We start from the raw sequence: 14,038 nt of genomic DNA on the forward strand, positions 1-14,038 counted from the left end.
CACGCCCAGTGTCATGTTATTGACAGGCAGCGCGACTGGATACAGTATAATTAATATGCATACATCAGGCTTGCTTGGTTGTGTCGGTGGCCGGCAAACCGGCTCGTTCGGGCCCGAAGCTAAGGCAGATCCTTAAATGGAAACCCACGCTCCGCAAACTTATCGCAGCGCCGCCAACCCCGGAGCGCGTTTGAAGCAAGTTCCTCTAGATTATCTTGACAACTACAAGTCTCGGTTCGATGCGATAACGGCTCCGCATATTCATGCGTTCGACAAGGCCCATCTAGTTGCGCTAACCGAAGGGGGCGCAATTAAGCGTAAAATCGGACAGCAACTTCTAGCCGGCCTGCGACAGATGGAGGCAGAAGGTGTTCTAAATGTTCATTCTAAGATGAACTCGGGCCTGCACGCGGGCGAACGATATCTAACAAAGCTTTATGGCAGTGAAATTGGTGGGCAGATCGCCACCGGGCGCAGTTCGGGAGATCTGAATGCCGTTTCTCGAAGGAGGGCGTTTGCGGCTCAGATCTGTTCAGCCTTGGATGGCATGATGAAGCTGCGCCATTCTCTCATAGAATTGGCGTCGAAACACATCGAGACCGTCATGGCGGGCAACACGCATGGCCAGCACGCCCAGCCAACAACACTGGCGCATTGGGCTCTGATGTTTGAACTGGTCGCAGCCCGGCATCAGCAGCGATATCAAGAAGCTCATGCTCGCATCAATCAGTCGCCTGCTGGCGCTGCCATCATGACTGGGAGCGATTTTCCGATCGATCGTCGGCGCTCGTCAGAGCTCCTCGGCTTCGATGGGCCCTTGCCCAACACTTTCGATGCGATCATCAGCCACGACATGGAGATCGAATATGCCGGTCTCATGGCAGGTTTAACGCATTCGCTCGCTCGCTTGGCCGATGATCTGCAGTTATGGTCGACATTTGAATATGGCTATGTCGAATTGCCGGATTATCTGTGTGGTACTAGCTCGATCATGCCGCAGAAGAAAAATCCTGATGGGCTGGAGGACATCAAGAGTTTGGCGACGCAAGCATCATCGGCCTTCCTGGCTGTAAGCATGTCCGAACGCGGACCTACTGGTTTTACCACCATGGAGCGGGTCAATACGGACAGTCAGCTCAAGGCCATTGGTGAAATGATTCCCGCACGACTGGATACTCTGTCGCGCCTTGTGGGCGATGTGCGCTTTGATGTCGCGAGAATGAGCTATTTGGCGGGTGCCAACTGGTGCACCGCAACGGACCTTGCTGCGGCCATAGCGCGCGAGACTGCGTTGGGGTGGCGTAAAGCGCATGAATTGGTCGCCGGATTCGTGGCGCACTGTTTCAATTGCGGAATGATGCCAAACACGGTGACAAGTGCCGACTTGGATGCAGCAGCAAATCAGCTCGGTTTTCCTGCACCAAGCCTTGACCCCCAACTGTTTCGGGAAAGCCTTAGTCCACTCGCTTTCGTTGGCCGACGTTCGACTTACGGCAGCCCGGCGCCCGCCAATGTGTGCGCGCAGATAAAGCTCGCTCGCGAGAGCCAGACCAGAGATGCGGAGCAGCAGGAAAAGCTGCGTTGTGTTCGCGAACGCGCCGCTAAAGCTCTTGATGAAGCCGTGAATGCCATCCTTGAGTAACATTGGGTGGTCGATATGTCCGGCCAGCATCTATCGCAACATGATGATGTATCCAAAAGGGCCGCAATAGAATACATTGTGCTTGACTGTTATGGGCGTCGTGCTCATTGTCTCGCGATCGGCGCAAACGGCCCGGCGCAGTTTGATGCTGTCAGCCCCGTCTTCGGTTGCCGATTAGTTCGTTCTTCGGGAGACCGCGGCCTTCATGGACCTGAAGCAGATCGAAGTTTTTTGCCGGAAGGCGGCTGAGCTCAATTTGCAGAAGATTGAGCTGAAAAGAGGGGACATTCGGCTGCTGCTGATCGCCGCCGCTGAAGTGACATCCGCTTTCACCAGCGCGCCGCTGTCACTGCAAAAAGCTGACAGTCTCGGTTCGAATCAAGAAGGTCATAAGATACGAGCTTTGACCGACGGAGTGTTTTATCGCTCGGATGTCCAGGGTGGTTCTCCTGCGGTTGAAGTAGGGCAGACAATCACCAAGGGGCAGATCGTTGCTGTCGTAGAGTCCATGAAAACACTGTTCCGTGTCGAAGCTGACAGAGCGGGGACGGTGCGAGCAATCCTACCCGACGACGGCCAGGTGGTTTGCGCGGGTGACACTCTTCTCGTTCTCGAGTGAGCAAATGTTTGACAAGGTGCTGATCGCCAACCGTGGGGAAATAGCCGTTAGAATGGAGCGCGCCTGCGGTGCCATTGAAGCGTTCAAAGCCGGCAGCGCGGACATCCGGTTTCTGAAGAATTGGTTGGCCGCTGGGCTGAGGCTGAAGAGAGCCACTTCTGCGGTGGCATCATGACGGGTCTTTGCGATTACATTCCGCAATTGACTGCCATCATGAGGCGCCATGGCTTGATCCGGCTGGAATATGAGGAAGGCGGCGAGTTTATAAACATTGAGCTTGCGGCGACGACCGACGAGAAGGTGCGAGCGGCGCCGCCGGCTACGGCAAATATTGTTGTTCGCGCGGTTGGGCCGGGAAGATTCTTACCAAGGCATCCCGCGGCGGCTTCAGCGGCGGTGCCGATGGGCTCGTCTTTAAACTCGGATGATATCCTCGGCTACCTACAGGATGATTTGATTCTAATCCCGATCAGAACGCCGCAGCGGGGGCGGTTGGTCACAATTCTTATCGAAGAAGGCGCCGCGGTTAGTTACGGCGCGCCCTTGTTCGAGATCCTTCCGGTAGACGTGGAGTAGGCGGCATCTACGAACGGCATCGGCGCACGGCGTTGGCATAGTATCACACCATCTACTCTACTCGGGCAGGTAGGAAAATGAAATATGATGTCGCAATTATTGGGGGCGGAGCCATCGGTTCCGCGGCTGCCTATTTTCTCAAGCTCATGGCGCCGGCTTCAGATGTCATAGTGATAGAGCGCGATCCGACCTATGCGATAGCCTCGACGCCACGGGCGTCTGGTGGCGTCCGACGTCTTTTCGCGCTTTCCGAGAATATCCAGCTTTCAAATTTCTCAATCCCCTTCTTTGAGTCATTTCCGAAGACGATGGCGATCGAAGGCGTGGATGCCGAGATCGGCTTTAAGAAAAATGGCTACCTCTTCATCGTGCCCCTTAGTGCGACGGGGATGTTGCGTCAAAATTACGACGCTCAACGAGATCAAGGTTGCAATGTCGTATGGCTGACGCCGGACGGTCTGAAAGAGAAATTCCCTTCGATGAACGTTTCGGACCTTGGCGCCGGCGTCCATTCTCCCGATGACGGCTGGCTGGATCCGCATAGTGTGCTGATGGGTTTTCGTAAGAAATCGCAATCTCTCGGCGTCAAATATCTTGCCGACGATGTGGTGGGGATGGACCGCGCCGCTCATGCTGTAACGCATGCCCGAGTGGCATCCGGCGCTCAGATTGAAGCGGATCAATTCATCAATTGCGCAGGAGCGTGGGCAAAGGAAATCTGCAAGCAACTGGGGTTCGATGTTCCAATCACCCCGCTGCGGCGTTTCGAACATTACTTCGAAACGCAAGAACCCATCGAGCCGCTGCCTTACCTCAAAGACCCCGAAAGATTAGCTTTCCGTCCCGAAGGCGCCGGCTATTCAGGCGGTGTTCCGACGCTCGCGGAACCGCGGGGCTATAATTTCGAGGTCGACTACGACTATTTCGAATCAGTTGTGTGGCCAGCATTGGCGCACCGTTTCCCGCAGTTCGAACGGACGAAATGCCGTTCAACTTTGCCGGGTCTCTATGATCAGAACGACTTCGACGGCAATGTCATCATCGGGCCGGGGGCCGATGGTCTGGGCAATTTCCACATGCTGGCGGGCTTCTCAGGTCACGGCCTGATGCATGCGCCCGGCTGTGGTCTGGCGATTTCCGAACTTATCCTGAAGGGACGATACGAAACGCTGGATTTAACTCGTTTCGGTTGGCAGCGACTGATCGACGACGCCCCTCTGCCCGAGCGCGGCATCATATAGTTTCAACGCTTTCCCCTGCCTGTGGGATTTGGGAGCTTTGCCTTCCAAGACCTTCCGATGTGACCGCGAGGCCGTTCTCCTTGAGGCGCCACGCGCCACGGACCGTGTGACCTCGAAACGGCGCTTTGGAACCCTTCCGTAAAACGCGATCGGCGATGCGAAATCAGTTGCGGTGTGGCAATATAAAATGTATCCAAAAACAATAGAAGGGATGCAAAATATGGCGAGCGTGAAAAGCGCCGAGGTCGCTATCATCGGGTCCGGTACGATTGGTATCGCGGTCGCCTACTATCTGGCCAAACACCACGGCATCACTGATATCGCGCTCATCGACCAAGGCCCTCCGATGGCCTTCACGTCCGCTCAGTCTGGCGAGAATTATCGAAATTGGTGGACCCATCCACTGATGGTTCGTCTCTCTGATCGTTCCATCCAGCTCATGGAAGACATCGCGCGAGAGTCGGGCAATCGGCTGAACATGACTCGACGCGGATATGTCTTGGCGTCGCGAAAGACAGATGCCTCCGAGCTGATCGAGGGATTGCGCTTCAGCTTGGGTGCGGAATTCGATGAGCAGGTACGGATCCATGAGGGTACCACGAGCCGCAGTTATCAACGACCCGCAGACGCTGACTGGACGCTGGCGCCACGAGGCTTCGATCTGCTTCGCAATCCCGAGCTGATCCAATCGCTGTTTCCCAATTATGATCGCGACCTGCGAACAATCCTGCATGTACGCCAAGCCGGCGACATTTCGGGGCAGCAGATGGGAGCCTTCATGCTGGAATACACGGGCAGCGTCGGCGCGCACCGCATGCAGGGCATGGTCGACGGCATTAAGGCGGAGCGAGAAGGCGGGTTTACTATCGCTTTTAAGGACGAGGGGACCTCTAAGACTCTCCGAGCGGTCAAGCTAATTAACTGTGCGGGTCCCTTTGCGAACGACATTGCCGCCATGCTCGACGTCGAGTTGCCCCTATTCAATGTGATGCAGCAGAAAATCGCCTTCGAGGATGTTCACAAGGTCATTCCTCGGGACATGCCGTTTTCGATCGACCTCGATGATCAAATGATCAATTGGACGGAAGAAGAAGCTAGCCTGCTTCGGGCCAGTGCAGACACTGCCTGGCTCACACAACCAATGACCGGCGCAATTCATTGCCGTCCCGACGGAGGAGACGGCGGCAGCTGGCTACGGCTCGGATGGGCCTACAACGAGAGGGCGCAGGTAAACGCGACCTGGGACGTTCCGCTGGACGACCGCTTTCCCGAAATTGTGCTTCGAGGGGCTTCGAGGCTCAACCCCGGACTCAGGACCTATATCGGACGGCTGACGCGCGGTCTGCATCATTATAGCGGCTGGTATACGCGGACCCACGACAATTGGCCGCTGGTCGGGCCCATGGGACCGGAAGGCTCCTATATGTGCGTCGGTCTTTCCGGCTTTGGCACGATGATGGCTTGCGCTGTCGGAGAGCAAACGGCCGCATGGGTTGCGGATAAGCCGTTGCCCGGATCGGCTGTCTTCACAATGGACAGGTTCACGGATCCTTCGTTGATCCCTGATCTGGGCTCGGTGGGCGCGGGGCTGCTTTGATGTCTGCGCCCGACCGATTGATGCATTGCTTGAGAGATACGCGCCTAGCGTTGGACTAGTTGGGAACTCCGATGAGTGACAGCCATACATTGCCCCTTGGTGACGTCGCGTTCGCTACGATCGGGGAGCTTTCGCGCGCATTGGCCACCAAGCAGGTCACGTCGCTCGAGATCACGGAGCGTTTTCTGGCGCGGATTGCGAAGTTCGACCCGCAGCTCCATGCCTTCGTCGCAATCTACGCGGATTCGGCTCGCGTAGCTGCCAAGACCGCCGATGCACGGCGTGCGGGCGGCAACGCTTTGCATATGCTGGACGGGATACCTTTCGCGGTCAAAGATCTATTTGATGTCAAGGGGAGACCGACCCGGGCCGGATCGCTTGCGACCGCATCGACCCCTGCGGAGAACACAGCCCACGCTGTTCAGCGCCTCCTCGATCGAGGAATGGTTCTCATCGGGAAAACGCACACCGTTGAATTCGCTTTTGGTGGTTGGGGGTGCAATCCCGTCTGCGGTACGCCGGTGAATCCCTGGGATACCTCGGTTGCGAGAGTACCCGGCGGATCATCCAGCGGATCGGGAGTCGCGGTCGCGGCGGGGCTCGTGCCGGTTGCGCTCGGGACCGATACCGGCGGCTCAATTCGTACCCCCGCATCGCTTTGTGGAATTGTTGGCCACAAGAGTACGCTCGGCTTGGTCGGCCGGGGCGGCGTCTTTCCATTGGCGCCGACATTTGACACTGTGGGTCCGTTGGCCCGCAGCATCCGGGATGCCGCGTTGGTACTCGATGCCTTGCAAGGGCGGGATCCCCAGGATCCCTCGACCTACGGAATTGGGCGCATAAATCCTCTTGGCGAGTTAACGGCTGGCGTCGAGGGCTTGATCTTGCGAGCGCCAACTGACTCTCAGCTCAAATTCGTCGACCCCCGAATTATGGACCTTTTCCATAAGGCACTGGGCGACCTCAAGAGACTAGGCGCTCACATAGATGTGCGTCCCATGCCTCGGAGTCACGAAGAATATGCGGCTCACGCATCCGGTATCACGGGGACCGAAGGCTGGAATGGGCTATCGCAATACATCGAGGGGCTCGACAGTCGAGTTGATCGTTTGATAGCGCAGCGAATGCGCAAAAGCAGTGGCATCAGCGCGAGGGACTATTTCGGCCTGCTTACAACCCGCCGCGAAATGCAGGTGGAATTCGATCGTTATCTGGAAGGCGCAGCAGCGTTTCTCTTGCCCTCGGCTCCGATCGTGACTCCAGAGATCGAGGGGGCGCACGAGCAAACCGCACCTTTTGGTCTCCTCGCCCGTATAGCCAATCTAATGGACTTGGCCGCTATATCGATACCCATGGGGCTCGCAGCCCTTATGCCGGTAGGTCTGCAAATTACCGTCCGCCGTTTTGGTGATGCAACGGCCTTCCGGATTGCGCAAGCGTTTGACCGCGAACGAGGGGGCGCCGTAGCAATCCCTCCCGGATACATATGAAACCGTTCGCGATCCCCCCAATGACTTGTCGCAGACCGAGCCCTTTTGGGGGGCTTGCCGAGTTTCGGGCATTGTTCGTGGCTTTCTGAAAATGAGGATTCCATTCGGAAATTACGATTTCGTCACATTCAGGTTGACACGAATGTGCCGGAGGCCCTTTAATCGTATCCTAAATTAACGTCTCGGATACAAATTGGGCCGCGGGCCCTCGCTCCCATGGCGGCCGGCGAAAAGAGGACGATGATGAGTGACGAGCAAGCCGCGGCACTGAGTCCCGAATCGGTCGTTGCGCAAATGAAGCAAAACGGCGTGTCGCATGTTGTTTGGCTGCCAGATAGCGAGACGAACTGGCTGTTCTTGAAAATGCAGGAGGAGCAATCGCTGAGCTTGGTCGGCGTCGCCCGCGAAGGGCATGCCTGCTCAATAGCGGCCGGACTTTTCGCAGGAGGAGCAAAGCCGATCGTGTTGGTGCAGAATACCGGCATGATGGAATCGGGAGATTCCATGCGCGGCTGGCTGCTCAATCTGAACGTTCCGGTCGTCTTCTTGGTTGGTTACCGCGGTTACACGCGGCACGGCGTCAATCACGATAGCGCGGCCGAATATACAGAACGCTTCCTGCTCGCTTTCGGAATCAAGTTCTACATGGTGGAAAGTAATGCGGACGCCGATCGCATCTCGCTCGCTTTCACCGAGTCTGAACTAACTCAGCGCCCAGTCGTCGTACTGATCGCCGACGAATTTCACGGTTTTAATTGAGGCGCGGGTCGATGATTTACACAAAAGATCTTGTCCACGCTTTCGCACCTCATCGCAGGAATGCGCTCGTCGTCTCGGGTCGCTCGGGTCAATATTGGTTGGACATCAGCGAAGGAGGTGCGGACCTTCCAGTCGGTGATCCTTCCATGGGCGGTCATGCCGGCTTTAGTTTTGGGCTCGCATTGGCCCAACCTGAGAAGCCGGTAGTCGTTTTCGATTCTGAGGGCGATCTACTAATGAACCTCAGCATCTTGACAACGATCGCCGAAAAGGCGCCTCGAAACTACTACTACTTCTTGATGGACAACGAATGCTATGCCACAACTGGTGGACAGCCCGTACCGAACGCGAAGAACGTTGCTTATGACCTTGTGGCTCGCGGATGTGGCATCAATCGCACTTATTTTTTCGATGATCTAGCCACATATACTGCCGCCCTGCCAGAAATCCTGGCGAAGGACGGGCCCGTCTTCGTCTGGAATAAGATCCACCCAGAAATCGAAAACCGTCCGCCAGGTCAGCGCGCGCCGTGGCGTAAGCGTAGTCCGGCAAAAGTGGTGGCCGACACACGAAAATTCCTCGGAGTGACCCGATGACTGGGCACACCCCAATAAGGCTGTTTATCGGTGGAAAATGGATCGAACGTAACGGCGCTCCGATATTGAACCCCGCAAACGAAGCCGTGCTGGGGATCGTTCCTATGGCAAGGGAGGCCGATCTTGCCGCTGCCGTCGATGCTGCAACGAACGGCTTCAACGTTTGGTCACTGACCTCAGCGGCCCGGCGATCCGAGATAATTCGTCAAGCCGCGGCGAACCTGCGTGCGAATGCCGATGTGGTGGCCCGCGATATCACTCTGGAGCAAGGCAAGCCGCTACGCGACGCGCAGACCGAAGTTCGGCGGGCATGTCAGGTGTTGGAATGGGATGCGGAAGAAGGACGCCGACTTTACGGCAGGACCATTCCGTCCGAGCCCGGGTATCGAAACACCGTGCAACTCTATCCGATTGGCCCTGTAGCGGCCTTTAGTCCTTGGAACTATCCCTTAAGTTCAGTCGCCCGGAAGGTTGGCGGTGCGCTATCGGCAGGCTGCAGTCTCGTCCTGAAAGCTTCTGAGGAAACACCGGCGGCTGCCGTGCATCTGGCGGAAGCCTTTGTGAAAGCCGGACTGCCAGATGGCGTGTTGAATTTGGTATTCGGCATTCCCGCAGATATCTCGCGCTATTTGATAGGACACCCGTCAATCAGACTGGTTGCGTTTACTGGCTCCGTTCCAGTTGGCAAGGGACTTGCCGCGCAAGCCGGAATGCATATGAAGCCCTGCATTATGGAATTGGGCGGGCATGCGCCGGTCATAATTTGTGACGATGTCGATCCGCTCGATTCAGCGAGCAGGTCGGTTGCCGCTAAAGCCAGCAACTCGGGCCAAATCTGTACATCACCGACACGCTGGTTCGTCCACGACTCCATTTATGGAGAGTTTGTCAACAACATGGGCGAGGCGGCTCGAAAAATTGAGGTCGGCAATGGCCTCGATCCGGCCACGCAGATGGGGCCCGTAGCCAATTCACGGCGCCTTGCTGCGATACAGGAACTCGTCAGCGAGGCGATCGCGAAAGGTGCCAGGCTTGTTGCCGGTGGGGAGCGCATCAAGAATAACGGCTACTATTGGCCTCTTACGGTATTGGCCGACGTGCCCGCGGATGCGCGTATTATGAAGGAAGAACCGTTTGGCCCAGTCGCACTCGTAAATTCGGTTACTTCGCTGCCAGACGCGATCAAGCGCGCCAACGAACTGCCCTATGGGCTTGCGGGTTACGCGATGACTCATTCGGCTGACTACGCCGGCTACATCGCCGACCACATGCAGGTCGGAAACCTTGCGATCAATCACTTCACGTCATCGCTGCCGGAGACGCCTTTTGGGGGAACAAAGGACTCGGGGTATGCGCGTGAGGGTGGGGCTGAGGGGTTGTTGAACTACACGATTGTACGCAGCATTTCATTCCTGGCGGGACCGCCCCGCAACTCAGTTCCTGCGCATCGTTAGAGCGGGCATACGAATGAAGCTCAAGATCGAAAACCTCTCGAAACGGTACGGTGCGTTCGACGCTTTGAAGCCGACGTCTCTCGATGTGGCCGAAGGAGAATTTCTGACTCTATTGGGCCCTTCTGGCTCCGGAAAGACGACGCTCCTAACCATGATCGCCGGACTAACCCCTCCAAACTCCGGCGAGATCTACATCAACGGTCGTCGAGCTACCAACGAGCCCGCGTTTTATCGGGATATTGGCATGGTCTTTCAGAACTATGCCTTGTTTCCTCATTTGAGTATCGCGGAAAACCTCGCATTTCCGCTGCGCATGCGGAAGATGCCGGAGGCTGATATACGCGACCGGGTAAAGTCGATGTTGGAGATCATCAGCTTACCTCACGTTGCCGAGCGTGTGCCCAAGGAGCTATCGGGTGGTCAGCAACAACGCGTGGCTCTCGCACGCGCAATGGTCTACCGGCCGTCGATCGTACTGATGGACGAACCTTTGGGCGCGCTGGATAAGAACTTGCGCGAGCAGATGCAGATCGAAATCAAGCATCTGCATAAGCGATTAAAGACGACCATCATCTACGTGACCCACGACCAAGAAGAAGCGTTGGCCATGTCAGATCGGATCTGTCTGATGAACGGTGGCGAGATCGAGCAACTGGCACCACCGAACGAAATTTACGATCGCCCCTCGACGGTCTTCGCCGCTAACTTCATCGGACAGTCCAATATCATGGCGGCTGGCGAAGTGAGCGATGCAAGCGGCAACGTGACGCCCATGCAGGCGGGAACGCGACTGATGGTTCGACCTGAATACGTTCGCGTCAACGCCGACGTCGTTCCCGCGCACCACCGGACCGAAGCGACGTTTATTGAGCGCATCAATATTGGGCCGACAACCCGGTACTTCTTCAAGTCGGCGTCCGATCGCGTCCTTTCAGCCCTTGTTCTGAATGCACAGGCTCCTCACGATATCGAGAACGGTCAACGTTGCATCTTGAGCTGGGCCGCCTCCCGGTCGGTAGAAATAAAGGATGTAGGAACGTGACAGATCGGACGACCATCCCGGGATCATGGCCGCGATCAGATCGGCGCCTACCTCTGAGCGAATTGCTAGCGCGCTGGCCGTTTCTTCAGATAGCACCGCTGCTGACGTTTCTATCCGTCGTATTTGTACTGCCTGTCGGCGGAATTCTTGTTCTCAGCCTCTTTGACGCTCACGGTGCGCTGACGCTAGAGAATTTTTCGCGAGTATTTAAGACCAATCTATACGTTAGCGTGCTCGTGCGAACGATTCAAACCGCTGCTTGGGCCACCGGGATCTGCCTGACGCTCGGTTACCCCGTTGCATATGCACTCTCCAAAGCAAATGCAGGGGTTCGAGCAGCAATCCTGACGTCCGTTCTGGTGCCGCTTTGGACTAGCTTTCTGATCCGCAATCTGTCACTGATTATTATCTTCGGTCGCCGCGGTTTGATCAACGTAACCGGCTTGAAGTTGAGCTGGCTCGATCATTCGATCGCCTTCCTCTACAACTGGAACGGCGTGATGATCGGCCTGAGCAGCTCGCTTTTGCCTTTGGCGATTATTACGATGTACTCCGTAATGGAGGGCATCGAGCCGAACTTGGAAAAAGCGGCGAGCACGCTGGGTGCCCGCCCCTCCCATGGTTTTTGGCGGGTCTATTTTCCTCTGTCGTTACCGGGAGTGGCGGCCGGCGGTATCTTGATCTTTGTGAGTGCTCTTGGGTTTTTCATCACGCCGCAGCTGCTCGGGAGTCCTCGGGAAACGATGATCGCTCAATTGATCATCGAACAAGTTACCGAGGTGTTGCACTGGAACTTCGCTGCGGCGATATCCGCCATGCTGTTGCTGGCAACACTTATTTCCTTCTTTCTGTTTGATCGGGTGGTTGGAATGCACATTCTGACCGGAGAAGAGGGCGACCAGCATCCGTCGAGACTGAACCGAATGCTCCGCCGTGGCGGAATGAAACTAATCAACGGAATTTCATGGATTACCGCCAGCTTCGGATTGGTCGCCGAAAAACTGACGGGACGGACGGTGAAGCTCAGGCAAAGGGTGAGTAGACCCATTCTGTCGATGGTTTCGCTGGCAATTGCGTTGTTCTTGATACTTCCGATCTTCTGTATCGTTCCGATTTCATTCTCTAACAGCCTTCTGTTCGGCTGGCCGCCCCAGGGTTTCTCACTCCGATGGTACACGTCGGTCCTTAGCTCACCAATCTGGGTATTGGCTTTCTGGCGATCGGTTGGCATCGCCGCCATCACCAGCTTGATGGCCATTGCCATCGCTATTCCGGCGGCACTATTTCTCGTTCGTCAAAAGACGAGGGCAAAGTTCCTGATAATTCTGCTGCTGACCATTCCGATTTTTCTGCCTCATATCATCACGGCGGTCGCGCTGTTCTACGCTTATGCCCGCTTCGGGCTGATTGGCACATGGGTCGGATTGATCATGGGGCATATGGTGTTTGCGCTGCCCTATGCCACGATGTCACTGATGGCCGTGCTCAAAAATTACAATCGTTCGTTGGACTATGCCGCATGGACGATGGGCGCGTCAAAATTCAAGACCTTCCGATATATCATGCTGCCGATCATCAAGCCTGGAGTTTATGGCGCGTTTCTTTTCGCATTCATCCAGTCGTTTGACGAAGTGACGATTTCTCTGTTTGTCACGGGAGGCAGCTTCACCACGCTTCCGAAGCAGCTATACCAACAGGCAGTGTACGGGGCGTCACCGGAGTTGGCAGCAGTGTCGACGCTACTCCTGGCGTTAATTCTCGGATTTATGCTCATAGCCAATTCCGTTGGCGGGACGTCCAGACGCGTGTAGCGCTTGCATCGGTTGGATGGGCCGACATTAGAGCCGTCAGTTCGAGGCAATGGTTAGTGAGGAGGCCAACAATGAATAGAAGGCAATTCGTCAAGATAGCTGCGCTATCCGGCGCGACTTTCCCACTACCCGCCATCGTCGGACGCGCATCGGCGGCCGGTGAGACCCTCTATGTTGCGGATGCGGGCGGTGCGTACACCGAGTCCTACAAGAAGGTTATCTATACGCCCTTTACTGCAAGCACGGGAATTGATGTCGTTCCGGTCGTTCGGCCAGCCCAAGCGCTGGCTCAGATGAAGACCATGGTGGAAACGCAGAACTATACGTTCGATGTGCATGGGGCCGCCGGTCTCGATGAAGGTGTCCGCTACGATGCTGAGGGGCTCAGCGAACGAATTGAGTTGCCGAGGTCAATATATGACGACCTTCCTGACTCCATCAGAAATGTTCCGGGCTTCTATCCGGACTCCGTTGCAGCGTTTGCGACGGTATATCGGCCGTTAGCGACAAAACGGGATCTGAAACGAGTTGCCGATATTTGGGACATGTCCATTCCGGGAGTTCGCTCGCTGCGTACTGGCGGTCGCGACAACATAGAATGGGCGCTTCGAGCGGATGGCGTTCCCGCGGGACCGGCCATTATCAATGAGCTGAAAACAAAAGCCGGGTGGGAGCGCGCATTTCGAAAATTGGATGAGATCAAACCGAAAATCCTGACTTGGTGGAGTACGGCCCCACAAAGCGCTCAGCTTCTGCAAGCTCAGGAGATCGATATTACAGCGACGTATGCGAACCGGGCTGCAACGCTGATCCGGCAAGGTGAGAACCTCAAAGTGCTTTGGAACGAAGGTTATTACACTGCCTATGGGTACGTCATCCCAAAAGGCAATCCAAAGGTCCATTTGGTGCAGAAGCTCATCGAGTTCTCATTGGATCCGAAGCGTCAAGCCGCGCTTGCTTCCGAGTTGATGCAAGGAAGCGCCTCGAAAAGTGCCTTCGAATTTATCGACAAGAAGGTGCTCGAGTACGTCCCGACGCAACCAGATAATTTCAAGCAGATGGTCCCGTTGGACGTGGCTTTTTGGGGAGAGAATCTCACGAAATCGAATGAGCTGTTCAATCAGTGGCTTGTGAAATGACGAATGATGATCGGCACTATCGGCAACGACCATCCCTTTGAACGCCCCGGGATGATTGCCTCCGACGACATT

General features: G+C 56.0%; 13 protein-coding genes. All 13 read left to right on the top strand.

Annotation, left to right across the window (positions count from 1 at the left end):
* Positions 1–136: 136 nt before the first annotated feature.
* The 13 genes from RPS27_RS04105 to RPS27_RS04165 all read left to right on the top strand — a co-directional run bounded on the left by RPS27_RS04105 (position 137) and on the right by RPS27_RS04165 (position 13,966).
* Positions 137–1,642 carry an argininosuccinate lyase gene (locus RPS27_RS04105; RefSeq protein WP_128929633.1) on the top strand — a complete coding sequence of 502 codons (1,506 nt, stop codon included), beginning with the start codon at positions 137–139 and terminating at the stop codon, positions 1,640–1,642.
* Positions 1,643–1,847: 205 nt separating this feature from the next.
* The gene (locus RPS27_RS04110; protein WP_128929632.1) at positions 1,848–2,261 is read left to right on the top strand and encodes an acetyl-CoA carboxylase biotin carboxyl carrier protein; all 414 of its coding nucleotides are present in this window, start codon (positions 1,848–1,850) and stop codon (positions 2,259–2,261) included.
* A 4-nt stretch (positions 2,262–2,265) separates the two neighbouring features.
* The gene (locus RPS27_RS04115) at positions 2,266–2,436 is read left to right on the top strand and encodes a biotin carboxylase N-terminal domain-containing protein (protein ID WP_164933826.1); all 171 of its coding nucleotides are present in this window, start codon (positions 2,266–2,268) and stop codon (positions 2,434–2,436) included.
* Positions 2,433–2,837, top strand: coding sequence for an acetyl-CoA carboxylase biotin carboxyl carrier protein (locus tag RPS27_RS04120; RefSeq protein ID WP_128929630.1), 405 nt, complete (start codon positions 2,433–2,435; stop codon positions 2,835–2,837). Before RPS27_RS04115 ends, RPS27_RS04120 begins: the two co-directional genes overlap by 4 nt.
* 77 nt (positions 2,838–2,914) lie before the next feature.
* Positions 2,915–4,078 (top strand): NAD(P)/FAD-dependent oxidoreductase, encoded by a 1,164-nt coding sequence (locus RPS27_RS04125; RefSeq protein WP_128955182.1) that lies wholly within the window; start codon positions 2,915–2,917, stop codon positions 4,076–4,078.
* A 220-nt stretch (positions 4,079–4,298) separates the two neighbouring features.
* Positions 4,299–5,675: an NAD(P)/FAD-dependent oxidoreductase gene (locus tag RPS27_RS04130; protein WP_128955181.1), complete on the top strand. Its 1,377-nt coding sequence runs from the start codon at positions 4,299–4,301 to the stop codon at positions 5,673–5,675.
* 71 nt (positions 5,676–5,746) lie between these two features.
* Entirely contained in the window at positions 5,747–7,165 is a 1,419-nt protein-coding gene (locus RPS27_RS04135) for an amidase (RefSeq protein WP_128929628.1), read from the top strand.
* A gap of 243 nt (positions 7,166–7,408) precedes the next feature.
* Positions 7,409–7,924, top strand: coding sequence for a thiamine pyrophosphate-binding protein (locus tag RPS27_RS04140; RefSeq protein WP_164933841.1), 516 nt, complete (start codon positions 7,409–7,411; stop codon positions 7,922–7,924).
* An 11-nt stretch (positions 7,925–7,935) separates the two neighbouring features.
* Positions 7,936–8,520, top strand: a complete 585-nt coding sequence (locus RPS27_RS04145) for a thiamine pyrophosphate-dependent enzyme (protein ID WP_128929626.1) — start codon at positions 7,936–7,938, stop codon at positions 8,518–8,520.
* A complete protein-coding gene (locus RPS27_RS04150) occupies positions 8,517–9,974 on the top strand; it encodes an NAD-dependent succinate-semialdehyde dehydrogenase (RefSeq protein ID WP_128955180.1) in 1,458 nt (485 codons plus the stop codon). The genes RPS27_RS04145 and RPS27_RS04150 overlap by 4 nt, the downstream gene beginning before the upstream one ends.
* Before the next feature lie 13 nt (positions 9,975–9,987).
* Complete coding sequence (locus tag RPS27_RS04155; protein WP_128955179.1) at positions 9,988–11,016, top strand: ABC transporter ATP-binding protein; 1,029 nt, start codon at positions 9,988–9,990, stop codon at positions 11,014–11,016.
* A complete protein-coding gene (locus tag RPS27_RS04160) occupies positions 11,013–12,827 on the top strand; it encodes an ABC transporter permease subunit (RefSeq protein WP_164933842.1) in 1,815 nt (604 codons plus the stop codon). The genes RPS27_RS04155 and RPS27_RS04160 overlap by 4 nt, the downstream gene beginning before the upstream one ends.
* A 71-nt stretch (positions 12,828–12,898) precedes the next feature.
* Positions 12,899–13,966 carry an extracellular solute-binding protein gene (locus RPS27_RS04165; RefSeq protein ID WP_128929622.1) on the top strand — a complete coding sequence of 356 codons (1,068 nt, stop codon included), beginning with the start codon at positions 12,899–12,901 and terminating at the stop codon, positions 13,964–13,966.
* Positions 13,967–14,038 lie beyond the last annotated feature (72 nt).

Source organism: Bradyrhizobium sp. WYCCWR 12699 (assembly GCF_032144035.1).
Taxonomy (GTDB): Bacteria; Pseudomonadota; Alphaproteobacteria; order Rhizobiales; family Xanthobacteraceae; genus Bradyrhizobium.

What these genes read in the sequence shown, in the direction of transcription:
- RPS27_RS04105 (WP_128929633.1), top strand. Translation starts at nt 137, where the DNA reads ATGGAAACCCACGCTCCGCAAACTTATCGCAGCGCCGCCAACCCCGGA.
- RPS27_RS04110 (WP_128929632.1), top strand. Translation starts at nt 1,848, where the DNA reads ATGGACCTGAAGCAGATCGAAGTTTTTTGCCGGAAGGCGGCTGAGCTC.
- RPS27_RS04115 (WP_164933826.1), top strand. Translation starts at nt 2,266, where the DNA reads ATGTTTGACAAGGTGCTGATCGCCAACCGTGGGGAAATAGCCGTTAGA.
- RPS27_RS04120 (WP_128929630.1), top strand. Translation starts at nt 2,433, where the DNA reads ATGACGGGTCTTTGCGATTACATTCCGCAATTGACTGCCATCATGAGG.
- RPS27_RS04125 (WP_128955182.1), top strand. Translation starts at nt 2,915, where the DNA reads ATGAAATATGATGTCGCAATTATTGGGGGCGGAGCCATCGGTTCCGCG.
- RPS27_RS04130 (WP_128955181.1), top strand. Translation starts at nt 4,299, where the DNA reads ATGGCGAGCGTGAAAAGCGCCGAGGTCGCTATCATCGGGTCCGGTACG.
- RPS27_RS04135 (WP_128929628.1), top strand. Translation starts at nt 5,747, where the DNA reads ATGAGTGACAGCCATACATTGCCCCTTGGTGACGTCGCGTTCGCTACG.
- RPS27_RS04140 (WP_164933841.1), top strand. Translation starts at nt 7,409, where the DNA reads ATGAGTGACGAGCAAGCCGCGGCACTGAGTCCCGAATCGGTCGTTGCG.
- RPS27_RS04145 (WP_128929626.1), top strand. Translation starts at nt 7,936, where the DNA reads ATGATTTACACAAAAGATCTTGTCCACGCTTTCGCACCTCATCGCAGG.
- RPS27_RS04150 (WP_128955180.1), top strand. Translation starts at nt 8,517, where the DNA reads ATGACTGGGCACACCCCAATAAGGCTGTTTATCGGTGGAAAATGGATC.
- RPS27_RS04155 (WP_128955179.1), top strand. Translation starts at nt 9,988, where the DNA reads ATGAAGCTCAAGATCGAAAACCTCTCGAAACGGTACGGTGCGTTCGAC.
- RPS27_RS04165 (WP_128929622.1), top strand. Translation starts at nt 12,899, where the DNA reads ATGAATAGAAGGCAATTCGTCAAGATAGCTGCGCTATCCGGCGCGACT.